The organism is Pseudomonas sp. PVC-3-1, from assembly GCF_057444315.1.
Map to the genome: position 1 here is coordinate 1,842,881 of NZ_CM172023.1, position 23,927 is coordinate 1,866,807.

20 protein-coding genes and 1 riboswitch are annotated in these 23,927 nt (G+C 66.9%); of the genes, 11 read left to right on the forward strand and 9 right to left on the reverse strand.

What is annotated here, in order from left to right; all coding sequences use genetic code 11:
- Positions 1–173 precede the first annotated feature (173 nt).
- From AC2T4A_RS08515 to AC2T4A_RS08535, 5 genes are all read left to right on the forward strand, one after another.
- Positions 174–1,289 (forward strand): ABC transporter ATP-binding protein, encoded by a 1,116-nt coding sequence (locus tag AC2T4A_RS08515; protein WP_416750363.1) that lies wholly within the window; start codon positions 174–176, stop codon positions 1,287–1,289.
- A 60-nt stretch (positions 1,290–1,349) separates the two neighbouring features.
- Complete coding sequence (locus AC2T4A_RS08520) at positions 1,350–2,492, forward strand: ABC transporter substrate-binding protein (protein ID WP_486743091.1); 1,143 nt, start codon at positions 1,350–1,352, stop codon at positions 2,490–2,492.
- A gap of 127 nt (positions 2,493–2,619) precedes the next feature.
- Positions 2,620–3,531 (forward strand): ABC transporter permease, encoded by a 912-nt coding sequence (locus AC2T4A_RS08525; protein ID WP_486743092.1) that lies wholly within the window; start codon positions 2,620–2,622, stop codon positions 3,529–3,531.
- 1 nt (position 3,532) lies between these two features.
- Entirely contained in the window at positions 3,533–4,351 is an 819-nt protein-coding gene (locus AC2T4A_RS08530) for an ABC transporter permease (RefSeq protein ID WP_138212064.1), read from the forward strand.
- Positions 4,352–4,376: 25 nt separating this feature from the next.
- Positions 4,377–5,849 carry an aldehyde dehydrogenase family protein gene (locus AC2T4A_RS08535; RefSeq protein WP_486743093.1) on the forward strand — a complete coding sequence of 491 codons (1,473 nt, stop codon included), beginning with the start codon at positions 4,377–4,379 and terminating at the stop codon, positions 5,847–5,849.
- A 135-nt stretch (positions 5,850–5,984) separates the two neighbouring features.
- Here AC2T4A_RS08535 and AC2T4A_RS08540 read toward each other — a convergent pair whose 3' ends face one another.
- From AC2T4A_RS08540 to AC2T4A_RS08550, 3 genes are all read right to left on the reverse strand, one after another.
- Entirely contained in the window at positions 5,985–6,353 is a 369-nt protein-coding gene (locus AC2T4A_RS08540) for a VOC family protein (protein ID WP_486743094.1), read from the reverse strand.
- Positions 6,354–6,441: 88 nt separating this feature from the next.
- Positions 6,442–7,047 carry a GNAT family N-acetyltransferase gene (locus AC2T4A_RS08545; RefSeq protein ID WP_486743095.1) on the reverse strand — a complete coding sequence of 202 codons (606 nt, stop codon included), beginning with the start codon at positions 7,045–7,047 and terminating at the stop codon, positions 6,442–6,444.
- 60 nt (positions 7,048–7,107) lie between these two features.
- Positions 7,108–8,283, reverse strand: a complete 1,176-nt coding sequence (locus AC2T4A_RS08550) for a TIGR03862 family flavoprotein (protein WP_486743662.1) — start codon at positions 8,281–8,283, stop codon at positions 7,108–7,110.
- Positions 8,284–8,732: 449 nt separating this feature from the next.
- On the opposite strand from AC2T4A_RS08550, the gene AC2T4A_RS08555 reads away from it, so the two are divergent.
- On the forward strand, positions 8,733–9,161 hold the full coding sequence (locus AC2T4A_RS08555; protein WP_478379248.1) for a hypothetical protein: 429 nt from the start codon (positions 8,733–8,735) through the stop codon (positions 9,159–9,161).
- On the opposite strand, the gene AC2T4A_RS08560 is transcribed toward AC2T4A_RS08555, so the two are convergent.
- Both AC2T4A_RS08560 and AC2T4A_RS08565 read right to left on the reverse strand, forming a co-directional pair.
- On the reverse strand, positions 9,146–10,069 hold the full coding sequence (locus AC2T4A_RS08560) for a histone deacetylase family protein (RefSeq protein WP_486743096.1): 924 nt from the start codon (positions 10,067–10,069) through the stop codon (positions 9,146–9,148). The genes AC2T4A_RS08555 and AC2T4A_RS08560 overlap by 16 nt on opposite strands.
- A gap of 65 nt (positions 10,070–10,134) precedes the next feature.
- Complete coding sequence (locus AC2T4A_RS08565; protein WP_478379250.1) at positions 10,135–11,340, reverse strand: MFS transporter; 1,206 nt, start codon at positions 11,338–11,340, stop codon at positions 10,135–10,137.
- Positions 11,341–11,550: 210 nt separating this feature from the next.
- Between AC2T4A_RS08565 and AC2T4A_RS08570 the strand changes: the two genes are divergently transcribed.
- Genes AC2T4A_RS08570 through AC2T4A_RS08585 form a run of 4 tightly spaced genes read left to right on the forward strand, consistent with a single transcriptional unit; the run spans position 11,551 to position 15,197 of the window.
- A complete protein-coding gene (locus tag AC2T4A_RS08570; protein WP_486743097.1) occupies positions 11,551–12,093 on the forward strand; it encodes a GNAT family N-acetyltransferase in 543 nt (180 codons plus the stop codon).
- Positions 12,090–13,706 carry a SagB/ThcOx family dehydrogenase gene (locus AC2T4A_RS08575; protein WP_486743098.1) on the forward strand — a complete coding sequence of 539 codons (1,617 nt, stop codon included), beginning with the start codon at positions 12,090–12,092 and terminating at the stop codon, positions 13,704–13,706. Before AC2T4A_RS08570 ends, AC2T4A_RS08575 begins: the two co-directional genes overlap by 4 nt.
- Before the next feature lie 13 nt (positions 13,707–13,719).
- Positions 13,720–14,589, forward strand: coding sequence for an acyl-CoA thioesterase II (gene tesB / locus AC2T4A_RS08580; protein ID WP_416750240.1), 870 nt, complete (start codon positions 13,720–13,722; stop codon positions 14,587–14,589).
- Positions 14,586–15,197 (forward strand): HAD family hydrolase, encoded by a 612-nt coding sequence (locus AC2T4A_RS08585; protein WP_486743099.1) that lies wholly within the window; start codon positions 14,586–14,588, stop codon positions 15,195–15,197. The genes tesB and AC2T4A_RS08585 overlap by 4 nt, the downstream gene beginning before the upstream one ends.
- Positions 15,198–15,479: 282 nt before the next feature.
- Here AC2T4A_RS08585 and AC2T4A_RS08590 read toward each other — a convergent pair whose 3' ends face one another.
- Positions 15,480–17,336, reverse strand: coding sequence for a TonB-dependent receptor domain-containing protein (locus AC2T4A_RS08590; protein WP_478379253.1), 1,857 nt, complete (start codon positions 17,334–17,336; stop codon positions 15,480–15,482).
- A gap of 90 nt (positions 17,337–17,426) precedes the next feature.
- A riboswitch (cobalamin riboswitch) is annotated at positions 17,427–17,745 on the reverse strand.
- A 37-nt stretch (positions 17,746–17,782) separates the two neighbouring features.
- Entirely contained in the window at positions 17,783–19,693 is a 1,911-nt protein-coding gene (gene dxs, locus AC2T4A_RS08595; RefSeq protein WP_416750234.1) for a 1-deoxy-D-xylulose-5-phosphate synthase, read from the reverse strand.
- 246 nt (positions 19,694–19,939) lie between these two features.
- Here dxs and AC2T4A_RS08600 point away from each other — a divergent pair, with 246 nt between their 5' ends.
- Positions 19,940–20,944, forward strand: coding sequence for an Ldh family oxidoreductase (locus AC2T4A_RS08600; protein WP_486743100.1), 1,005 nt, complete (start codon positions 19,940–19,942; stop codon positions 20,942–20,944).
- A gap of 176 nt (positions 20,945–21,120) precedes the next feature.
- Here AC2T4A_RS08600 and AC2T4A_RS08605 read toward each other — a convergent pair whose 3' ends face one another.
- Together AC2T4A_RS08605 and AC2T4A_RS08610 are read right to left on the reverse strand one after the other, a co-directional pair.
- Positions 21,121–22,698, reverse strand: a complete 1,578-nt coding sequence (locus AC2T4A_RS08605) for an aldehyde dehydrogenase (NADP(+)) (RefSeq protein WP_416750230.1) — start codon at positions 22,696–22,698, stop codon at positions 21,121–21,123.
- Positions 22,699–22,975: 277 nt separating this feature from the next.
- Positions 22,976–23,893 carry a dihydrodipicolinate synthase family protein gene (locus tag AC2T4A_RS08610; protein WP_015475498.1) on the reverse strand — a complete coding sequence of 306 codons (918 nt, stop codon included), beginning with the start codon at positions 23,891–23,893 and terminating at the stop codon, positions 22,976–22,978.
- Between the last annotated feature and the right edge of the window lie 34 nt (positions 23,894–23,927).

The following is a 23,927-nucleotide window of genomic DNA, read 5'->3' on the forward strand; positions in this document are numbered from 1 at the left end:
AATGTGTGCCATGCCCGCGATCGCGCACATGGCACGCTCCTACAGGGAGAGCCCATTGCGCGAGTGCGTACTGAGAGTACCAATCCCGCCATCTATCCCCCGAGGGATATATACACCCCGAAAGCCCCGTTGCTAGCGTGAGCCCCAACAAGAACAAAGTGGAGCGCGCGGTGATGGAGAGCGGTCAGGACTTCGATATCGAATTCCGTAACGTGGTCAAGCGCTACGGCAGCGTGCCGGCAGTCAACGGGCTGAGCTTCAAGGTGAAGCGTGGCGCCTTCCATTCCTTCCTTGGCAGTTCCGGCTGCGGCAAGACCACCACCCTGCGGATGATCGCCGGCTTCGAGCAGCCCAGCGAAGGCGAGGTGCTGCTGGCCGGCCAGGCGGTGGCCGGGGTGCCGGCGCACCAGCGTGCAGTGAACATGGTGTTCCAGCACTACGCGTTGTTCCCGCACCTGACGGTGGCCGAGAACATCGCCTACGGCCTGCGCTACCGTACGCCGCGCCCGGACCGCGCGCAGCAGCGCCGCATGGCCGACGAGGCGCTGGAGATGGTGCGCCTGTCCGGCTTCGGCACGCGCAAGCCCCACGAGCTTTCCGGCGGCCAACAACAGCGCGTGGCGCTGGCCCGCGCGCTGGTCAACAAGCCCACCGTGCTGCTGCTCGACGAGCCGCTGGCGGCGCTGGACCGCAAGCTGCGCAAGGAGATGCAGTCGGAGTTGCTGCGCCTGCAGCGCGAGGTCGGCATCACCTTCGTGCTGGTCACCCATGACCAGGAAGAGGCGCTGTCGATGAGTGACAGCATCAGCATCATGAAGGACGGCCTGATCATCCAGACCGCCACCCCTGAGGCACTCTACGAGACCCCGGCGAGCCGCTATGTGGCGGACTTCATCGGCGAGTCCAACCTGTTCGCCGGCACCGTGCGCCGCCTTGATTCCGGCCGCGTGGTGCTGGGTACCCCGGCCGGGCTGGAACTGAGCAGCCCGCCGACGCCCACCGGCCCCGCGCTGGCGCCCCAGGCCGAGGGTTGCATCGCCGTGCGCCCCGAGCTGGTCGGCATCGCTGCCGCCGATTCGGAGCTGCAGCGCGAAGTGCGCCTGAAGGGGCGCGTCGAGGACCGCATCTACCTGGGCAATCTCACCGAATACCGTGTGCGCACCGACGCCTTCGGCATCGTTTGCGTGCGTGTGCCGCGCAAGGCCGGCGGCGAGGCTGAAGCCTTCGAGCATGGCGCGCCGGTGCAGGTCGGCTGGAACCAGGCCAGCGGCCTGGCCATGGCTCTTTGAACCGGGCTCAGCCCGACGATCCAACCATAACGACAATCAGCAGACAGGCGGGGAGTGACGATGGACAAGAAGAACTTCATCAAGACGATGCGCAGCTGGGAAAACGGCTCCATCACGCGGCGCGATTTCCTCGGCAAGACCGGTCTCGGGCTGGCGATGGCGGTGGTCGCCGCCAACACCCCTGGTCTGCTGACCGGCAAGGCCTACGCGGCCGAGGGCAGCAATATCGGTGACCGCCTGGCGCTGGCCACCTGGCCCAATTACCACAGCCAGGAAAACTTCGATGCCTTCGCCAAGGCCACCGGCGCGCGGGTCCAGATGAACGTATTCGGCTCCAACGAGGAGATGCTCGCCAAGCTGCAGGCCGGCGGCAGCGGCTGGGACGTCTTCGTGCCGACCAACTACACCATCAGTACCTACGTGCAGCTCGGGCTGATCGAACCGCTGGACCTCTCGCGCATCCCCAACTTCGACCCCAAGGCCTTCGAGGAGCGCTTCATGGCCCAGGGCACGGTGGACGGCAAGGTCTACGCGGTGCCGAAGAACTGGGGCACCACCGGCATCGTCTATGACGCCAGCCGCGTGAAGGGCAGCCCGGATTCCTGGAAGCAGTTCTGGGACCTGACTCTGACCAGCGCCTCGGGTCGCACCATCGTCCACGACTACCAGCTCACCGCCATCGGCAACGCGCTCAAGTACTACGGCTACAGCTTCAACTCGCTGGATCCGAAGGAGCTGGCCGAGGCCGAGAAGCTGCTGATCCAGGCCAAGCCGCACCTGTTCGCGATCAACTCCGACATCCAGCCCTCGCTGCGCAACGGCGACGCCTGGATGGCCATGGCCTGGACCGGCGACGCCTCGCAGCTGCACCGCGACAACCCGGACATGACCTTTGTGCTGGGCAAGGAAGGCGGCGAGATCTGGAGCGACTTCTTCGCCATTCCCAAGAGTGCCGAGCATCGGGATGCGGCCTACGCGTTCATCAACTACCTGCTCGACCCGCAGCACAACAAACTGGAGGTCCTCTCCCACGGCTACCCGAGCGGCGACAAGCGCGTCGATGCGCTGCTCTCCAAGGAGATGCTCGACGACCCGATCATGTACCCGGCGGCCGAGCGCCTGTCGCCGCTGGAGTTCGGCGCCGCGGCGACCCTCACCAGCCCGGCGCGCGCCGAACTGATGGCGCGGTTCAAGGCCGCCTGATCGGCTCTTCGTAGGAGCGAGCTCGCTCGCGAACCCGCCCAGCTTCACAGCTGCCGGTGAATCCGTTCGCGAGCAAGCTCGCTCCTACAAAAAAGGTCCGTGCAATCCCATGCGTAGGGAATCGAACATGAACATCGCTGTCAGCGCCCCGTTGCCGCAGACCCAGGCGACGCCCACGGCCTCGCGTGCGAAAAGCCTCGGCCGGCGCGTCACGCTCCTGCTGCTCCTGCCGTCCACCCTATGGTTCCTGCTATTGCTGCTGATGCCGCTGGTGATCATCCTGGTCTTCAGCTTCGGCGAGCGCAGCGCCGTGGGCGGCTACGGCGGCGGGCTCACGCTGGAGAACTACCTGAACCTCGGTTCCCGTGCCCAGGCCTTCTGGAACACCCTGACCCTGGCGCCGCTGGGCACCCTGGCCTGTCTGCTGGCGGCCTACCCGCTGGCCTATTTCCTCGCGGTTAAGGTGCGGCGCAACAAGTCGCTGCTGCTGACCCTGGTGATCGTGCCGTTCTGGACCAGCTTCCTGATCCGCACCTACGCCTGGATCTTCCTGCTCAGCGGCCGCGGCATCCCGGCGCTGCTGGAGACCTTCGGCATCGCCGACGTGCGGCTGATCAACACGCCCTACGCGGTGCTGATCGGCATCGTCTACGGCTACCTGCCGCTGATGGTGTTCCCCATCTACGTGACCCTGGAGAAGCTCGACAAGCGCCTGCTGGAAGCATCCGGCGACCTCGGCGCGAGCGCCTTCGAGACCTTCCGCCGGGTCACCCTGCCGCTCTCCGCGCCGGGCGTGATCACCGGGGTGATGCTGGTGTTCATCCTGCTCATGGGCGAGTTCCTGATCCCGGCGATCCTCGGCGGCGGCAAGGTGTTCTTCGTCGGCAACGCGCTGGTCGACCTGTTCCTGCAGTCGCGCAACTGGGCGTTCGGCAGCGCGGTGGCGATGACCCTGGTGGCGATGATGCTGGTGATCATCGGCGTCTACCTGAAGCTCGTGTCCCGCTACGGCGGCTCGCGCAACGACGGAGTGCTCTGACATGTGGCTGCGCAGTTACTCCACCTCGGTCTACCTGTTCCTCTACGCGCCCATCGCGCTGATCATGCTCTTCGCCTTCAACGCCGGGCGCAGCGGGCTGAGCTTCCAGTGCTGCTCGGTGCAGTGGTTCGGTCGCGCCTTCGACAACCCGTTCATCATGGAAGCCCTGGGCAACAGCGCGCTGATCGCCTTGTGCTCGGCGCTGATCGCCACCCTGTTCGGCACCCTCGCGGTGTTCGGCCTGCAGCGCGTGGGCAAACGCGTACGCCTGCTGTTCGATGCGCTCACCTACTGCGCGATCATCGTGCCGGGGATCGTCATCGGCATCGCCACGCTGATCGCCTTCATCACCCTGTTCGATGTGCTCAACCCGCTGCTGGCGCTGCTGGACATCGGCCTGCCGAAACTCAACATGGGCTTCGGCACCGTGGTCGCGGCGCACTCGCTGTTCACCATGGCGCTGGTGATGGTGATCGTCCGCACCCGCGTCGAAGCCATGGACAAGTCGCTGCTGGAAGCCTCCGCCGACCTCTACGCGCCGCCGTTGGACACCTTCTGGCGGGTGACCCTGCCGCAGATCGCCCCGGCCATCCTCGCCGGCTTCCTGTTGGCGTTCACCTTCAGCTTCGACGATTTCATCATCGCCTTCTTCGTCGCCGGCTCGGAAACCACGCTGCCGATCTACATCTTCTCGTCGATCCGCCGGGGCATCACGCCGGAGATCAACGCCATCTCCACGGTGATCATCTGCGCCTCGCTGGCGCTGCTGTTCACTTCCCGCTACCTGCAGAACCGCCGCACCGGCGTTCAGGCCGCCTGAGGGCCGACTTCTAGGAGACTCGAGGATGCGTGACCAGCTCTATATCAACGGGCAATGGGTCAGGCCGGACCTGGGTGGCAGTTTCACCAGCTTCGACCCGGCCACCGGCCAGGCACTGCGCGAAGTGCCGGCGGCCACCGAGGAAGACGTCGACCATGCGGTGCGTGCCGCGCGTACCGCGTTCAATCGCGGCTGGGGGCAGAGCCGTGGCAGCGAGCGCGCCGAGTGGCTGGAGGCGCTGGCCGGGGAGCTGGAACGCAACCAGGATTCGCTGGCAGAACTGGAAGTGCGCGACAACGGCAAGCCGCTGCCCGAGGCGCAGTGGGACGTGGCCGATGCCATCGGCTGCTTCCGCTACTACGCCGAGCTGGCGCGGGAGCTGGACGAGCGCCAGGACCAGACTCTGCCCCTGCCCGACGAGCGTTTTCGCTGTCGTATCCGCCAGGAGCCGGTGGGCGTGGCGGGGCAGATCATTCCCTGGAACTATCCGCTGCTGATGGCAGCCTGGAAGGTCGCGCCGGCCCTGGCGGCGGGCGCCACCTGTGTACTCAAACCATCGGAACTGACGCCGCTGAGCGCGCTGGAACTGGCCGCCGCGGCGGACGCCGTGGGCCTGCCGGCGGGCGTGCTGAATGTGTTGCCGGGCCTCGGCGCGGACGCCGGCGGGCCGCTCAGCCAGCATCCGGGCGTGGACAAGCTGGCCTTCACCGGCAGCGTGCCGACCGGCTCGCGGATCATGTCGGCGGCGGCACAGGACATCAAGAACGTCAGCCTGGAGCTGGGCGGAAAATCGGCGTTCATCGTCTTCGACGACAGCGATGTCGAGGCGGCGGTGGAGTGGATCCTGTTCGGTATCTTCTGGAACCAGGGCCAGGTGTGCAGCGCCACCTCGCGCCTGCTGGTGCAGGAGGGCATCGCCCCGCGCCTGATCGAGCGGCTGGTGGAAGCGACCCGCGCCATCACCATCGGCAACGGCCTGCAGCCGGGCGTGCTGCTCGGCCCGCTGGTCAGCCAGGGGCAGCACGAGAAGGTGCTCGGTTTCGTCGACAAGGGCCGCGCCGGTGGCGCCCGGCTTCTTACCGGCGGAAAGCGCCCGGCGGGGCTGGAGCAGGGTTGGTTCATGGAGCCGGCGATCTTCGACGAGCCGACCGAGGACGCGCTGATCTGGCGCGAGGAAATCTTCGGCCCGGTACTCTGCGTGAAGCGCTTCAAGACCGAGGCCGAGGCCCTGCGCCTGGCCAACGACAGCCGCTTCGGCCTGGCCGGCGCGGTGATGTCGGGCGATCCACAGCGTGCCGCGCGGGTAGCCGATGGGCTGCGCGCAGGGATCGTCTGGGTCAACTGCTCGCAGCCCACCTTCACCCAGGCGCCGTGGGGCGGCATGAAACAGAGCGGCATTGGCCGCGAGCTGGGCGTGTGGGGACTGGAGAATTACCTGGAGGTGAAACAGGTGACCGAGTACGTCTCGGATCAGCCCTGGGGCTGGTACCTGAAGTAGCGGCATCAGTGTAGGAGCGAGCTTGCTCGCGAACAAAGGTTGGCCGGAAACACGGCGCGGCCTGAGACTCCATTCGCGAGCAAGGGCTAGGCGCCCCCCTCGATCCTACAAAAAGCCCAAAGTGCGGCGCACCATTCAGTCGAGGTTATGCCCGATCCGCCAGAGCACGCCGCTCGGGTCGTGCAGGGTGAAGTCGCGCATCTTCCACGGCTGGTCTTCCAGTGGCCCAAGGCGCACGGCGTAGCGCTCGGCGAGGCCGGAGTCGCGGACCTTCGCGTACCAGGCGTCGGCATCTTCCACCAGCAGGTGCAGCATCAGGTTCTCGGCGAATTCCTTGACGTAGTAGTTCTGCAGCAGGAAGGCGCAATGGTCGCCATGGTGGAAGTAGGCGAGCTCCTCGGAGTTCCACGGCGAGAGAAATCCCAGGTCCTTGTAGAACTGCTGGGAGAGCGCGAAATCGCGGGCGGGGACGAAGACTTTCAGTTCAACGCTGGCAGTGCTCATGGGCAACCTTCCTGGTTAATGCGTGAGCAGGCTTCACGACGGCAACGGAGCAGGCCGCCTCTGGCGGGCGGCTGGCCGCGAGTCTAACTCAGAGCTGGCGCTGCATGTAGCGATGGTTGGACACACCCGGCAGCGTCGAGATGCGCTCCACCTGCACGGCGAAGCCGAAGCGCTCGTACAGCGCCTGCGCCTTCGGATTGGCCATCGAAACATCCAGTGCTGCCATTGGCAGTCCGGCGTCACGACCGATCTTCAGCAAATGCTCGATCAGCTGGCTGCCCAGGCCTTCGCCGCGCAGCGTCGGCGTCACGCCCAGGTGCGCGAGGTACAGCGTCCTGCGCGGCGGCGGACAGATGATTCTCTCCAGCTGCAGGCCGCGGCGGATCACACCGGCGCAGCCCAGCCCGAAGTAGCCGATGATCTGCCGCGTGGCCGCCAGCATGTAGCCCAGGTTCACCTCGCCACCGAATACCGTACCGGCCGCCACCACCCGGCCATCCTGTTCGCCGACCCAGTGCTGGCGCCAGCCGAACTGCCCGCCACCCTGCACGAAGGCGTAGCGCAGGAAGTCTTGAGCGCTGTTGCGGCCGGGGCGGGCAAAGGCGTAGTCGAAGGCGTCGGGGCCGGAACTGTAGATCAGCGGGATGGCGGCATCGACGTCATCGGGGCGGGCGCGGCGGAAGGTCAGCGGCATGCAGGCGACTCCAGGATGGGAGTCGAGAATCTAGCACCATGGTTCCAGAAAGTGCAGCGTTCAGCCTTGGGTTTCGAGCCACTGCAGTGCGCCGAGCCCGGCGCCGCGGCCACTGGCAAAGCAGGCAGTGAGCAGGTAGCCGCCGGTGGGCGCTTCCCAGTCGAGCATCTCTCCGGCGCAGAACACGCCCGGCAGCGCCTTGAGCATCAGGCGCTCGTCTAGCGCCTCGAAGGTTACGCCACCGGCGCTGCTGATGGCTTCGTCCAGCGGGCGGGGGCGCACCACGGTCAGCGGGAGTGCCTTGATCAACTGGGCAAGGCGCTGTGGATCGGCGTAGTCGGCGGCTGTGGACAACTCGCGCAAGAGCCCGGCGCGTACGCCATCGAGCCCGAGGCGGCCGCGCAGATGGTTGGCCATGGACTTGGAACCGCGTGGCTGGGCGACGGCCTTGGCGACCTGCTCCAGGCTGCGGTTGGGCAGCAGGTCCAGGTGCACGGTGGCGCTGCCGGTCTGCTCGATGCGTTCACGGATACCGGATGACAGCGCGTAGACCAGGCTGCCTTCGATGCCGCCGGCGGTGACCACGAACTCGCCCTGGCGCGGCGTGCCGCCGGCCAGCGAGAGCGCCACCGGTTTGACCGGCGCGCCAGCGAACTTGTCGCGGAAGAACTCGCTCCAGCCTGCCACCTCGAAACCACAGTTGGCCGGGCGCAGGGGCGAGATATCCACAGCGCGCCCGGCCAGCAGCGGCACCCAGGCGCCGTCCGAGCCCAGGCGCTGCCAGCTGCCGCCACCGAGGGCCAGCACGGTGGCATCGGCCGTCAGGCTGCGCTGGCCTTCCGGCCCGTCGATCAGCAGCGCGCCCTCGGCGTCCCAGCCCAGCCAGCGGTGCCGGGTGTGGATGATCACACCGGCTTCGCGCAGGCGCTTGAGCCAGGCGCGCAGCAGCGGCGCGGCCTTCATGTCGGTGGGGAAGACGCGGCCGGAGGTGCCGACGAAGGTTTCGATACCCAGGCCGTGAATCCACGCGCACAGCGCCTGGTTGTCGAAGGCGTCGATCAGCGGCGCGAGGGTTTGCGCGCGCTGGCCATAGCGCGACAGGAAGGGTTCACGTTCCTCGGAGTGGGTGATGTTCATGCCGCCCACGCCGGCCAGCAGGAACTTGCGCCCGACCGAAGGCATGGCGTCGAACAACTCCACCTGCACGCCGGCGCCGGCCAGGACTTCGGCCGCCATCAGGCCGGCAGGACCGCCGCCGATGACGATGGCGGTGCGGGAGGCGAGCGGGCGGGAGTCGGTCATGCAAAGGGCCAGGCAAAGGAGTGCGGGAAAGGGCGCAATTCTAGCGCAGCGACACCGTGCGCCGGTTGCTCATTTTTTGTCCAGTTCTCCCGGAGCCTGAGGGGATACGCCTGGCAGGCGTTTTCCCGCAGCTTATCCACAGACCGCTCCACCGTTGCCGTGGAAAAAACTGGGGAGTGGGGAAGCTGTTTTCTGTCTCCTGAACGGTAGGGGTTGCGAGAATTCCTACAGGGGATCGGGATTGCGCCGATGTTGGTGCTTTTGTGAATCCATCAGCATGCGGGCCTCTTGCAACCTTGGTCCGACTGTCGATGAAAGTCCGTGATTATCTTCGCTCTCATGAGGCCCACCTGTGGGGGGAGGGCAGCGACACGCGTGTACGTGTGAATGGCCTCGACATTGTCATCCGTGCGCTCCCCAGCGAGGAAATCCGTACGCTGCTCAACGAAGCGGTGGCCCATATGGTGGTGCGCCTGAACAAGAACCTGCAGGGCTCGAAAGTGAAGTTCGAGCAGCGCGTGCTCGAGTTGCTGTCGATACAGATTGCGCTGCACAACCTCTATGTGTTCACCAACTGGAGCCGGCTGTTGCCGCGCTACCTGCAGTACGCGGGACCGCTGCGCGCGCAGGAGTTGTTGCAGCACCACGTGCCCGAACAGGTGATGCGCTTCTGCGAGAAGCACTACGCCATCGATTGTCGCCCACGCGCCGCCGCGCTGATGGGATTCTCCGAGCATGAGCTGGCCCGCTGGGAGCAGCAGCGCTTGCCCTCGCGCATGGACACCAACAACTCGCGTTACCGCTCCAGCTGAAACTCGCGCGCCACCCGTGCAGCGCTGTGGTGCAGGATGCCATGGCGGCGGGCCAGCGCGTGGCGGTCCTTGTCGTAGCCACCGCCGATCACGCCCACTACCGGGATGTCGCTGGACAGGCAGCGGCGGATGACGTGTTCGTCCCGCGCCGCCAGTCCCGCATCGGTGAGTTGCAGATAGCCCAGGGCATCGTCCTTGTGCACGTCCACGCCGGCGTCGTAGAGCACGATGTCCGGCTGGTACAGCGGCAGCAGATAGTCCAGCGCTTCCTGCACCACCTTCAGGTAGTCGACATCGCCCAGGTGCAGTGGCAGGGGAATGTCCCAGTCGCTCTGCGCCTTGCGCGCGGGAAAGTTCTTCTCGCAGTGCAGTGACACCGTCACGGCGTCCGGCACGTTCTCCAGGATGCGCGCGGTGCCGTCGCCCTGGTGCACGTCGCAGTCGAAGATCAGCACGCGGTTGGCCTTGCCGCTTTCCAGCAGGTAGAGGCTGATCACTGCCAGGTCGTTGAAGATGCAGAAGCCCGAGGCGTGGTCATGGTGCGCGTGGTGCGTTCCGCCGGCGAGGTGACAGGCCAGCCCATGTTCGAGCGCTAGTTCGGCCGTCAGCAGCGAGCCGCCGACCGCACGCACGGTGCGGCGGGCCAGGGCTTCGCTCCAGGGCAGGCCGAGGCGGCGCAGTTCTTCGCGACTCATCTCGCCGCTGCAATAGCGCTCAATGTAATCGCGGTCATGGGCCAGGGCGAGGATATCCACCGGGCAGAGTTCCGGACGCAGTAGCTCGGCGTCGCTCACCAGAGCGCTGTCCACCAGGTGATCGCGCAGCAGGCGGAACTTCTCCATGGGGAAGCGGTGGTTGTCCGGGAAGGGCGGACTGTAGTCGTCGTGGTAGACCAGGGGTATCGGCATGCAGGCAAGGGTACGCCGGGGGTGTGCACGGACGAAAGGGCCGGCGTTGCGCCGGCCCTGTTGGATCAGCCTTCGTTGGAGAGGGCGGTGTTGCGTTGTGCGCTTCGGCTGGTGACCACCGAGACCGACCACAGTACGAAGCCGCCGATGGCCAGCAGGCTGCCGACCCAGCCCGGCGAGGTCCAGCCGTAGCCCGCCGCCAGAGCCAGGCCGCCGAGGTACGGGCCCAGCGCGTTGGCGAAGTTGAACGCCGAGTGGTTCAGCGCCGCGGCCAGGCCCTGGGCGTCTTCGGCGACGTCCATCAGGCGGGTCTGCAGCACGGTGCCGAGGGCGCCGCCGAATCCAACGAAGAACACGCAGATCGAGATGGTCCAGATGTTCCCCGCGGTGAATGGGAAGATCGCCAGCACCACCGCACTCCATACCAGCAGGCCGCCGGCGGTGGGCATCACGGCGCGGTCGGCGAGCACCGGGATGAACAGGTTGCCCAGGGTCATGCCGATGCCGAACACCGCCATCACCAGCGGCACGATGCTCGGCGAGACGTGGGTGACGGCGCCGAGGATGTCGGCCAGGTAGGTGTACACCGCGAACAGGCCGCCGAAGCCGATGGCGCCGATGCCCAGGGTCAGCCAGACCTGGCCGCGCTTGAGTGCACCCAGCTCGCGCAGCGGACTGGAGTTCGGCTCGGCGGGCGAGTAGGGCGCCAGCAGGCGCACGCAGATCATGGTCAGCACGCCCAGCGCGGCAACCAGGGCGAAGCTCCAGCGCCAGCCCACGGCCTGGCTCAGCCAGTTGGCCAGCGGCACGCCGATGATGGTGGCGACGGTGAGGCCGAGGAACATCCGCCCGACCGCCACGGTGCGCCGGTGCGGCGGCACGATGGAGGCGGCGACCAGTGCGGCGATGCCGAAGTAGGCGCCGTGGGGCAGGCCGCTGATGAAGCGGAACAGCAGCATCCAGTGGTAGGTTGGCGCCAGGGCGCTGAGGCCGTTACCGACGGCGAACAGGGCCATCAGCAGCACCAGCAGGGTGCGCCGTGGCAGGCGCGCGCCGAGTACCGCCAGCAGCGGTGCACCGACGACCACGCCCAGGGCATAGGCGCTGATCACGTGGCCGGCGGTCGGGGCATCGATGCCCAGCGCGGGGGCGAAGTAGGGCAGCAGGCTCATGGTGGCGAATTCGGTGGTGCCGATGGCGAAGCCGCCGACAGCCAATGCGAAAAGCACCAGGGCCGTACTGCGTTGCAGTCCGGTGGTGGAGGTCGTCATGGGAGTTCCTTGGTCTTTTTTGAAGTGCGCCCGGGCGGCGCGGCTGTCTGCGTGAGCACGGTCAAGGCAGTGACCGACAGCGAAGGTAGGAGAAAAATACCAGATGAAGGCGCCTCTGTGCTGAATCGATTGCGCCTCGTCTGACGGAGTGCGTCCTACAGGCCCGTCGCCGGGTATCATGGTGACCTTTGATGAAGCGCGAAGATTCCCATGGATTTTCCCAGCCTGACTACCGAGCGCCTGCTGCTGCGGCCGTGGCGCCATGCCGACCTGGTGCCCTTCGCCGCGCTGAATGCCGACGCGCAGGTGATGCGGCATTTCCCCGCCTGCATGAGCCGCGAGGAGAGCGACCTGCTGGCCGCGCGCATCCTCCAGCATTTCGACGAGCACGGCTTTGGCCAGTGGGTCGTCGAGCGCCGCGAGGATGGCGCGTTCATCGGCGTGCTCGGGTTGGCGAGGGTGTCCTTCGAAGCAGCGTTCACCCCGGCGGTGGAGATCGGCTGGCGCTTCAATGTTGCCTACTGGCGCCAGGGCTATGCGCTGGAAGCGGCCCGCGCGGCGCTGGACTTTGCATTCGACCAGTTGAAGCTGGACGAGGTAGTGGCCTTCACCGTACCGGCCAACCTGCCGTCCCAGGGGCTGATGCAGCGCCTGGGGATGCTCCGCGATGAGGCTGGCGATTTCGAGCACCCGCGCCTGCCGGAAGGCCATCCATTGCGCCCGCATGTGCTCTATCGGGTTCGTCGGCCATGAAGGCCGAAGACGGCGTGCGCGCCTACCACGAGCTGAGCAGCCACCGCCCCGAGCGCTTCGCTCCCGGCCCCGGCCAACTCGACTGGGCGACCCAGCCGGCCGCCTTCCGCCGGTATGCCGGCGCACGCTGCATCGAACTGCTGCATCGGCCGCAGGAAGAGTCGCCAGGTTATGACGACGTGTTCGCCGGCCCCATCGGTCAGCCCGCGTCGCTGAGTCTGGCCAGCGTTTCGCAACTGCTCTATGACAGCCTGGCGATCTCGGCCTGGAAAGAGGCCGGCGGCAACCGCTGGGCGCTGCGGGTCAACCCGTCCAGCGGCAACCTGCACCCGACCGAGGCCTATCTGCTGCTGCCTGCCGGGGCTGTGGATAACGCTGCGCTGCTGGCGCACTACAGTGCCGACGAGCACGTGCTGGAGGTCCGCGCCGAGTTGCCGGTGCCGCTGGCGCACCAACTGAACGAGGTATTGCCCCCCGGCGGTTTTCTGCTGGCACTGGCGAGCATTCCCTGGCGCGAAGCCTGGAAGTACGGCGAACGCGCCTACCGCTACTGCAACCACGACCTCGGTCACGCGCTGGCTTGCCTGGGCATCGCCGCAGCGATCCAGGGCTGGGAAATGCGCCTGTTGCGCGGCATTGCCGAAGCTCGGCTGGATACGCTGATCGGCCTCGACCGCGACGGTTTCAGCGAACACGAGTTCGCCGATGCGCTGCTGTGGATCGGCCCGGCACAATCTGTCGAGTTCCCGTTAGCGGATACGCTGCTCAAGGCGATCTCCGAGCTGCCGTTGGCTGGCGTGCCCAATCGCCTGTCTCGCGAGTATCGCCACTGGCCGGAGCTGGAGCGGGTGCACTCGCTCTGCCGCGCACCCGTGCTGCCGCGTGGTGACTGGTCCGCGTCGCTAGCCGAAGCGGTTGTGGATAACCCCGGGTTGCCGCTGCGCCCGATCCTCCATCGCCGCCGCAGTGCGCAATCCATGGACGGCCGCAGCGGTATTCACGCCGAGTTGCTGTATGCCTGGTTGCGCCGCTTGATGCCCGAGCGCTCGCCGGTCCCGTTTGCTTGTACCGGCGAGCCGGCGCGCATCGACCTGTTGCTCTTCGTTCACCGCGTCCAGGGCCTGGAACCGGGCCTGTACTGGCTGGGCCGCAGCGGCCGCGAGGCCGGCGGACTGCGCGCAGATTATCTCTGGCAACCGGTGGAGGAGAGCGGCGTGCCGCTGTACCGCCTGCTGTCCGGCGATGCGCGCGGGTTGTCGGCGTTCCTGTCCTGTGGGCAGGACATCGCCAGCGACGGCTGCGTCGCCTTCGCCATGCTGGCCGATCTTGACGCTGCCCTTGCCCAAGGCGCCTGGACCTATCCGCGCCTGTACTGGGAAGCCGGCCAGATCGGCCAACTGCTCTATCTGGAAGCCGAGGCCGCGGGCGTTTCCGGCACCGGCATCGGCTGCTATTTCGACCCGGCACTGGACGAATTGCTCGGCGGTGGTCCGGACTGCCCGGTCAGCCTCTATCATTTCACCATCGGCCGCGCGGTCTGGGACGAACGGCTCACCAGCCTTCCCGCCTACAGCGCGCAGCGCCGACACCCACTTCAGCAAGACCGCAATTGAGGACACAACGCGCATGACCCAGATCCTGGACAACCTGGTGGCTCTGCTGAGCCTGGAACAGATCGAAGAGAACCTGTTCCGCGGCACGAGCCAGGACCTCGGGTTCCGCCAGCTGTACGGCGGACAGGTACTCGGCCAGGCGCTGTCGGCGGCCAGCCAGACCGTCGAGCCGGAGCGCCATGTGCACTCGATGCACGGCTACTTCCTGCGTCCGGGCGATGCCAGCAAGCCGGTCGTCTATCAGGTCGATCGCGTGCGCGATGGCGGCACCTTCAGCACCCGCCGCGTCACCGCGATCCAGAAGGGCCAGCCGATCTTCGCCCTGAGCACCTCGTTCCAGACCGACGAGGAAGGCTTCGAGCACCAGATCAGCATGCCCGACGTGGTCGGCCCGGAGAACCTGCCGACCGATCAGGAACTGAAGAAGCGCAGTGCCGCGCAGTTCCCCGAACGCATTCGCGACAAGCTGCTCTACCCCAAACCCATCGAAATCCGCCCGGTGACGGAGAACGACCCTTACGACCCCGAGGTCGGCGAGCCGATCAAGTACCTCTGGCTGCGCGCCGACGGCAAGCTGCCGGACGTGCCGGCGCTGCACAAGTACATCCTCGCCTACGCCTCGGACTTCGGCTTCCTCACCACCTCGCTGCTGCCCCACGGTCGCTCGGTCTGGCAGAAGGACATGCAGGTCGCCACCATCGACCATTCCGTGTGGTTCCACCGCGACCTGCGCGCGGACGAATGGCTGCTCTACGCCATCGACAGCCCCTGGGCCGGCAACGGTCGTGGCTTTGTGCGCGGCAGCATCTTCAACCGTGACGGCCAGCTGGTTGCTTCCTCCACCCAGGAAGGCCTGATCCGCCGCCGCGAGGACTGGGCATGAACCCAGCCACTAGCCTGGGCGAGATTCGCCACTGGGTGTTCGACATGGACGGCACCCTGACCCTGGCGGTGCACGACTTCCCGGCAATCAAGCGCGCGCTGGGGATTCCCCAGGAGCACGATATCCTCACCCACCTGGCCGCGCTGCCGGAGGACGAGGCGGCGGCCAAGCATGTCTGGCTGCTGGAGCACGAGCGTGAGCTGGCGGTGGCTTCGACTGCCGCGCCGGGCGCGGTGGAACTGGTGCGTGCGCTGCATGGCGCGGGATACCGACTGGGCATTCTGACGCGCAATGCCCATGAGCTGGCGCTGATCACGCTGGCTGCGATTGGCATTGGTGATTGCTTCCTGACCGAGGATGTTCTCGGCCGCGGCGAGGCCGATCCCAAGCCCAGCCCGGATGGCCTGCTGCGCTTCGCCGCGCGCTGGGACGTGGCGCCGCAGAAGATGCTGATGGTTGGCGATTACCGCTTCGACCTCGACTGTGCCCGTGCCGCCGGGGCGCACAGTGCTTTGGTCAACCTTGCAGAGAATCCCTGGCCGGAGCTGACGGACTGGCATGCGCAGGACTGCGCGGAGCTGGGGCGGATGGCGGGGGTTCTGGTTTAGTCCGCTGCCCTGCGGGTTCGCGAGCAAGCTCGCTCCTACGAAGAGCAAATCGGGAAGCTCAGGGATATCCCTGCACGCCAACCCTGTAGGAGCGAGCTTGCTCGCGATCTGCCTTCCGCTCCCGGTTCCCGGCCTCCTTGCAGGCTCAGCGCCCGCGCCTATAGGTCGGGTTTCGCGTAGGAGCGGACTCCGTCCGCGATCGGCATTCGAACACGCCAGAACATCGCGGATGAATCCGCTCCTACGCGCGAGCCAGGCCCCGGCGTGTTTCTCCAAAGTTCCCTACAGCTCCGGCGTCCAGGTCACCGCCAGCAGCGCGGTACGGCCCGGTTCGCGGTAGGGACGGGCTTCGCCCATGAAGTCCGTCGGGCTGGTCGGGCGCAGGTAGTCACCCAGGGTGTAGTCGCGGTCCAGGGCGTTATCCAGTTTCAGGTCGAAGCGGATTTCATCGCTGGCCAGCCAACTGGTGCGCAGGTCGAGCACGCCGTAGCCGGACAGTTCGCGGGTATTGGCCGCGTCGTCATAACGCTGGCTGACGGCGCGCCAGGTGCCGCCGACGCCGAAGGCGCCGAACTGCCGGTCCAGGTCCAGGCTCAGGGTGCGGCGCGCGCGGTAAGGCAGAGTGTGGCCGCTGTCGCGGTCGCGCGGGTCGATCAGACTCAGGCCGAGCGCGGCCTGCCAGCCCAGCACCTCGCGGGCGACGCTGGCTTCGAAGCCATCGATGCGCGCCTTGTTGATGTTCTCCGGCTGGTTGCTGGTGCTGTCCCAGGCGATCAGGTCGTCGATCTCGGTGCGGTACAGCGAGGCTTCCAGGTGCGTGCCTTCGATGTCCCCGCGCCATTGCAGTTCGTAGGTTTTCGAGGTCTCGGCCTTCAGGTCCGGGTTGCTCGCGCCGGGGTAGTAGAGGTCGCTGAAGGTCGGCGCGCGGAAGCCTTCGCCGTAGCTGGCAATCCAGGTCTGGCTTTCGCCCACCGGCAGGCTGAAGGCGGCGTTCCAGCTGTTCTGGCTGCCGTAGGCCTGGTTGTTGTCGTGGCGGATGCCCAGTTCGGTGCCGAAGCTGTCGCCCTTGAAGCTGTGCTGGGCAAAGAAGGCGCGGTTGCTGCGCTGGTCCTCTGCAAAGGCGGTGGTGCCATCGACCTTGTCTTCGTACCAGTCGGCGCCCAGGGCCAACTGGTTGGCTTCGTCCAGTTGCAGGCGGTTGATCCAGCTCGCCGAGTGGCGGGTGGTTTCCAGCGTGCCGTTGTTCCAGCTGTCGGCGGCGCCCACAGCCTTGTTGCGGTCGTAGCTGCGGCCCAGCTCCAGGCGGCTGTTCCACATCTTGGTGATCTGGCCGTCGAGGTAGGCGCTGTAGCTGCTGACGCGGAATTCGTCCTGCGGCGTACCGGGCTCGAAGTTGTAGGCGTCGTCGTATTCGTTCTTGCCGCGCTGGTCGTTGAGGTTCAGCCCGGCCTTCCAGTCATCGCTGAAGCGATGGTCCAGGTTCAGGTGCACGGCCTTGTTGCGCTGGGCGTCGTGGTCGTTGTCGGCGCCGACGTTGTCGCTGGTGCGGTCCCAGCCCTGGCTCTCGTCGAGGCTGCCACCGAGGTTGTAGCGGGTCTGCTCGTTGCCGCCGGAGAGGCTCAGGCTGCGCTCGAAGGTGCCGTGGCTGCCGGCGGCCAGGCGCACTTCCGGGTGCAGGCCGGCTTCGCCGCGGCGGGTGAAGATCTGGATGACCCCGCCGATGGCGTCGGCGCCATACAGCGCCGAGCGCGGGCCGCGGGTCACTTCGACGCGCTCGATGCTGTCGATGCTCAGGTAGTCCAGGCGGGCGATGCCGCTGCTGGCCGAGGCGACGCGCTGGCCGTCCACCAGCACCAGGGTCTGCGCGGTGCTGGTACCGCGCACGGAGTAGGACACCACGCCGCCGGAGCTGCCCATCTGTACGCCAGGCACGCGGGCGAGCAGGGCGGGCACGCTGCGCACCTGCAGGCGTTCGATGTCGGCGCGGGTGAACACGCTGTTGGCCGAGGTGGCTTCGGCGCGCGGCTGGGCCTGGCGGGCGGAGGTGATCACCTGGTCGGAGAGCGTGTAGATGTCGCCAGCGGCGAAGGCCATGCCGGGCAGCAGGCTGGTGGCCAGGGCGAGTCGGGTCAGTTTCATGGAACGTCCTCAAAAGCGGTCGGATGACTTTCGAGGAGGGCGTGGCAAGGGCGGCAGGCCGCACTTGACGGTGCGGCCCTCCGCAACACCTGTCGGGGCGTGTCGAGGGCGGTCTCCGGGCTGCCGACGTCACATCGCCGCCTTCCCACAAGAGCAGTGGCCATGGCGATGCTGCGAGTCGAACCGGCCCTGATCTGCTGCGCGTCGGCATAACTGCGTTGAAAGCAGAAGCGGAAGGCTCATTTGCTGTAGCAAACTCCGCTTCCACTTCTGCTTTCGCCTTGTTCTGCTCTAGCTCGCGAGATCAGGATCCGGTTCGGGAACGTGTCGGTTACCGTTGCGGGGGCAGCGCAGGTCTTTCACCTGCTTCCCGTTACCTCGAACGAAAACCGGCGCACCTTAGAGGGTGCGCCGGTGACTGGCAATACTCAGTGCGAGGGATGCGCTCAGCGGTTGCCGAGCGCTTCCAGCCGTGCCTTCACCGAGGCTTCGATGCCGGCGGCGTCCAGCCCGCACTCCGCGAGCATCTGTGCCGGTTTGGCGTGCTCGACATAGTAGTCCGGCAGGCCCAGGTGCAGGATTGGCTGCTGGAGGTTCTCGCGGGCGAGGAATTCGCTGACGGCGGCGCCGGCGCCACCCATCACCGAGTTTTCCTCGACGGTCACCAGCAGCTCGTGGCTGGCGGCCAGCTGGCGTACCAGCTCTTCGTCCAGCGGCTTGACGAAGCGCATGTCGGCGACGGTTGCGTCGAACTGCTCGGCCACTTTCAGCGCTTCGGCCAGTTGCACGCCGAACACCAGGAAGGCGACCTTGCCAGCCTTGCCTTCACGGCGCACCACGCCCTTGCCGATTTCCACCGGGGCCAGTTCGGCTTCGATGCTGGCGTTCGGGCCGGTACCGCGCGGGTAGCGCACCGCCGCCGGGCCTTCGAAGTGATGGCCGGTGGTGAGCAGCTTGCGCAATTCGTTCTCGTCGCTGGGGGTCATCACCAGCATGCCGGGGATGCAGCGCAGGTAGGAGAGGTCGAAGCTGCCGGCGTGGGTCGGGCCGTCTTCGCCGACCAGACCGGCGCGGTCGATGGCGAACAGCACATCGAGGTTCTGCACCGCGACGTCGTGGATCAGTTGGTCGTAGCCGCGCTGCAGGAAGGTGGAGTAGATCGCCACCACCGGTTTGGCGCCATCGCAGGCCATGCCGGCCGCCAGGGTCACGGCGTGCTGCTCGGCGATGGCGACGTCGAAGTAGCGGTCCGGGAACCTGTCGGCGAAGGCGACCAGGTCGGAGCCTTCCTTCATTGCCGGGGTGATGCCGACCAGGCGCGGGTCTTGCGCGGCCATGTCGCATAGCCACTGGCCAAATACGCTGGAGTACTTCGGCCCGCCGGTCTTCTTCGGCACGGCGTGGGCGGGGGCGCCTTCGGGTTCGAGCTTGGTGATGGCGTGGTAGCCGATCGGGTCGATCTCGGCCGGGCCGAAGCCCTTGCCCTTCTTGGTCACCACGTGGAGGAACTGCGGGCCCTTGAGGTCACGCATGTTGCGCAGGGTGGCGATCAGGGTGGGCAGGTCGTGGCCGTCGATGGGGCCGATGTAGTTCCAGCCCAGCTCCTCGAACAGGGTGCCGGGGACCAGCATGCCCTTGGCGTATTCCTCGGTGCGGCGGGCGATCTCCCAGGCGCCGGGCAGGCGCGAGAGCACCTTCTTGCTGCCTTCGCGCATGCTGCTGTAGGTGCGGCTGGAGAGGATCTTGGCCAGGTAGTTGGACAGGCCGCCGACGTTGTTGGAGATCGACATGTCGTTGTCGTTGAGGATCACCAGCATGTCGGCCTTTACTTCCGACGCGTGGTTGAGCGCCTCGAAGGCCATGCCGGCGGTCAGCGCGCCGTCTCCGATCACTGCCACCGACTTGCGACTGGAGCCCTGCATGCGCGCGGCGATGGCCATGCCGAGGGCCGCGCTGATGGAGGTGCTGGAGTGGCCGACGCCGAAGGTGTCGTACTCGCTCTCCGAGCGGCGCGGGAAGGCGGCCAGGCCGTCCTTCTGGCGCAGGCTGCCCATGCGTTCGCGGCGGCCGGTGAGGATCTTGTGCGGGTAGGCCTGGTGGCCGACGTCCCACACCAGACGGTCGTCCGGGGTGTCGAAGACGTAGTGCAGGGCCACCGTCAGTTCGATGACGCCCAGGCCTGCGCCGAAGTGGCCGCCGGTCTGGCCGACGCTGTACAGCAGGTACTGGCGCAGTTCGTCAGCGAGGGTCAGCAGCTCCGTCTCGCCCAGCCGACGCAGCTCGACCGGCGTGCTGGCGCGGTCGAGCAGGGGCGTGGCAGGGCGCGCGCGGGGAATCTCGTGAAACGTCGTGGGCATCAGGCTGATCGTTATGAGAAGGCAAAGATGCGGAAGTTTACCCGAAGCTCAGGATTGGCCCAAGCAACGTGGGGCCAATCCTTCGGACGACCGGATAGTCGGAAATGGTGCGGCAGGCTGTGCCGAAATCGTCGTCGCTGCCGACGATTGCACGCAAGCGGGCCTTGGCGCGAGCATCCACTGTAGACACGATCACCGACCGGCGGCGGATTGCCGCAGTCTTTTGTAGCAACCGAGGAGGATGGCGTGACCCGACTGAGCCTGGAAGAACTGCGCGAACTGTCCGAAGCGATCCTGCGTCGCCACGGTTTCAGCGAGCCCCACGTGCAGGGCGTGACCGAGACGGTGCTGGCCGGCGAGCGTGATGGCTGTACCTCCCACGGGGTGTGGCGGTTGCTTGGCTGCATCCACACGGCGCGCGCCGGCAAGGTTTCGCTCGATGCCGTGCCGGAGCTGTCGGAACCGGCCCCGGCGCTGGTGCGGGTGGACGCCAAGGGCGGTTTCTCGCAGTGCGCGTTCGATCTCGGGCTGCCGAAACTGGTGGAGAAGGCTCGCAGCCAGGGCATCGCCGCGATGGCGGTCAACCATTGCGTACACTTTTCCGCGCTGTGGGTGGAGATCGAGCGGATCGTCGCCCATGGCCTGGTAGCCCTGGCCGTTACGCCGGCCCAGGCCTATGTGGCGCCGGCCGGCGGGACGCGGCCATTGTTCGGCACCAACCCCATCGCTTTCGGCTGGCCGCGTGTGGGCCAGAACCCCTACGTCTTCGACTTTGCCACCACGGTGGTGGCGCGCGGGGAAATCCAGTTGCACGAGCGCGAGGGCAAGGCGATCCCGCTGGGCTGGGGCATCGATGCGCAGGGCAATCCCAGTACGGATGCGAGCGCCGTGCTCGACGGCGCCATGCTGACCTTCGGCGGGCACAAGGGCTCGGCGCTGGCGACCATGGTCGAGCTGATCGCCGGGCCGTTGATCGGCGACCTGACCAGTGCCGAATCCACGGTGTTCGATGAGGGCACGAAATCCTCGCCCCATCACGGCGAGTTGCTGATCGCCATCGACCCGGCGCGCTTCCTCGGTGCGGAGGCTGCGCAGCATCTGGCGCGGGCCGAGACCTTGTTCGAGTCCATCGTCGACATGGGCGCGCGTTTGCCATCGCAGCGGCGTTTCGCGGCGCGCGAACGCAGTGTGAGCGAGGGCGTGGAGATCAGCGATTCGCTGTATGCCGATTTGCGCAGGCTGCTCGCATAGCGAGCCGCCCATGTAGGAGCGAGCTTGCTCGCGAACAGCTTGGCTCCGCTGCTGGGGCGGTTCGCGAGCAAGCTCGCTCCTACGAAAAGCACCGCATAAAAAAGCCCCGGCGCAAGGCCGGGGCTGAGCATCGGCGCGGGACTGGCCGACAGTTCACTCCCGCGCCGACGAACCCTTCAGCGAGTCACCGCGTTGCGCGTCGTCTCGCCATCCACCAGCCGCGCGATACCCAGCGGGTTGGCGTCCTTCAGCGCTTCGGGCAGTAGCGCATCCGGGTAGTTCTGGTAGCACACCGGGCGCAGGAAGCGGTCGATGGCCAGGCTACCGACGGACGTGCCACGCGCGTCGGAGGTCGCCGGATAGGGGCCGCCGTGAACCATGGCGTCGCAGACTTCCACGCCGGTCGGATAGCCGTTGATCAGCAGGCGACCGGCCTTGCGCTCCAGCACCGGCACCAGGGCGGCGAAGCGTGCGAGGTCGTCCGGTTCGGCGATCAGTGTGGCGGTGAGCTGGCCGTGCAGGCCGTCCAGCGCGCGGCGCAGTTCGGCTTCATCGGCCACTTCGACGACGATGGTGGTCGGACCGAAGACTTCTTCCTGCAGCAGTTCCTCGCCTTCCAGCAGCAGGCTGGCGTTGGCCTGCAACAGTTGCGGGAACGCCTGCGCGCCTTCCTGCGGCTGCCCGGCGAGATGACGCAGGCCGGGGTGGGTGAGCAGCCTGGCGATGCCCTTCTCGTAGCTTTTCAGGGTGCCGGCGTTGAGCATGGTCTGCGCCGGGCGCTGGCCGATCTCGGCGATCAGGTTGGCGGTGAACAGGCTGAAGGCCGGCGAAGCGATACCGATTACAAGGCCGGGGTTGGTGCAGAACTGGCCGCAACCCATGACCACGGAATCGACCAGCTCGCGGGCGACTTTCTCACCGCGTGCTTGCAGTGCGGCGGGCAGGACCAGAACCGGGTTGATGCTGCTCATCTCGGCGAAAACCGGGATCGGCTGCGGGCGCGCCGCCGCCAGGTCGCACAGTGCTCGACCGCCCTTGAGCGAGCCGGTGAAGCCGACCGCCTGGATCGCCGGGTGCTTGACCAGCGGCTCACCGACGCCGGCGCCGTAGATCATGTTGAACACGCCGGCCGGCATGCCGGTGGATTCGGCCGCGCGGACGATCGCTTCGCCGACGAGTTCGGCAGTCGCCATGTGGCCGCTATGGGCTTTCACCACGACGGGGCATCCGGCGGCGAGGGCGGCGGCGGTGTCGCCGCCGGCGGTGGAGAAGGCCAGCGGGAAGTTGCTGGCGCCGAACACGGCCACTGGGCCGACGCCGGTGCGGTACTGGCGCAGGTCCGGGCGTGGCAGTGGTTGGCGCTCGGGCAGCGCGCGGTCGATGCGCGCACCGAGGAAGTCGCCGAGCCGCAGTACCTTGGCGAACAGTCGCATCTGGTTCGCGGTGCGGCCGCGTTCGCCCTGGATACGGGCGGCGGGCAGCGCGGTCTCGCGGCAGACGGTGGCGATGAAGTCGTCGCCGAGGGCTTCGAGTTCGCTGGCGATGGCGTCGAGGAATTGCGCGCGGCGTTCCGGCGACAGCGCGTTATAGGCCGGGAAGGCGGCTTCGGCGGCGCGGGCGGCGGCGTCGACTTCGGCTTCGGTGGCCTGGAGGAATTCGCGGGGCAGGGCTTCGCCGGTGCTGGCGTCAAGGCTCTGCAGGCGGGTGGTGCCGGCGCCGACGCGCTGGCCGGCGATGAAGTTCTGAGCGGTCATGGGTGGGCTCTCTGGTGCTGGATTTCGGTGCGGCGAAGAGCCCCTCTCCCCAGCCCTCTCCCTGAAGGGAGAGGGAGTGTCCGAGTGGCTCGGGTAGCGGTGCTCTTCTGATGCCTGGGTTGCAGGCAGAGCACGTTGTTTTTCTTCACGCCGAACCAGTCCCCCTCTCCCTTCGGAGCGAGGCGCGTAGCTAGGGTTAGGGAGAGAGAATCGAGCATGCGAGTGAACGAGGGAGTTCCGGTCCGCACGGACGACCTCTCTTTCCTCTGGTCGCCACTCAGAGTCCGACGTCAGGCAGCTTCGGCCGATTCGCCAGCGCCTTGGCCATGATCGTCTCCACGTGCTCGCGATCCGCGCCTTGCAGCGCCAGGCGCGGCGGGCGGGTGAGGGCGGTGCCGCGGCCGGCGATCTCTTCGCACAGCTTGATGCACTGCACCAGGTCCGGACGGGCGTCGAGGTGGAGGATCGGCATCAGCCATTCGTAGATCGGCATGGCTTCTTCATAACGGCCGGCCTTGCACAGGCGGAAGATGGTCTCGCCTTCCTGCGGGAAAACGTTGGACATGCCGGAGATCCAGCCTTCCGCGCCCACGGCAATGCTTTCCAGCACCACGTCATCGAGGCCGGCGAAGAGGATGAAGCGGTTGCCCACTTCATTGCGTACGTCGATGAAGCGGCGGGTGTCGCCGGAGCTGTCCTTGAAGCAGACGATGTTCTCGCAGTCGGCCAGGGAAATGAGGATGTCCGGGGTGACGTCGTTCTTGTAGATCGGCGGGTTGTTGTAGACCATCACCGGCAGGTCGGTGCTGGTGGCCACGCTGCGGAAGTGCGCGGCGGTCTCGTGGGGCTTGGAGGAGTAGACCAGCGCGGGCATCACCATGATGCCGTCGACGCCGACCTTCTGCACGGCCTTGGCCACTTGCGAGGCGCCGTGGCTGGTGAACTCTGCGATGCCGCAGATCACCGGCACGCGGCCGCCGGAGGCGTCCTTGGCGACTTCGGTGACGGCCATCTTCTCCTCGATGGACAGCGAGGTGTTCTCGCCCACGCTGCCGCACACCACCAGGCCCGACACGCCGTCGCGCACCAGGTTGGAGATCACCTTGTGGGTAGCTTCCAGGTTGACCGAGAAATCGTCGTTGAACTGAGTGGTCACCGCGGGGAACACGCCACTCCAATTGACCTTCTTGCTCATGTTTTTCTCCAATTGTCGTATTTCGTATACGAAA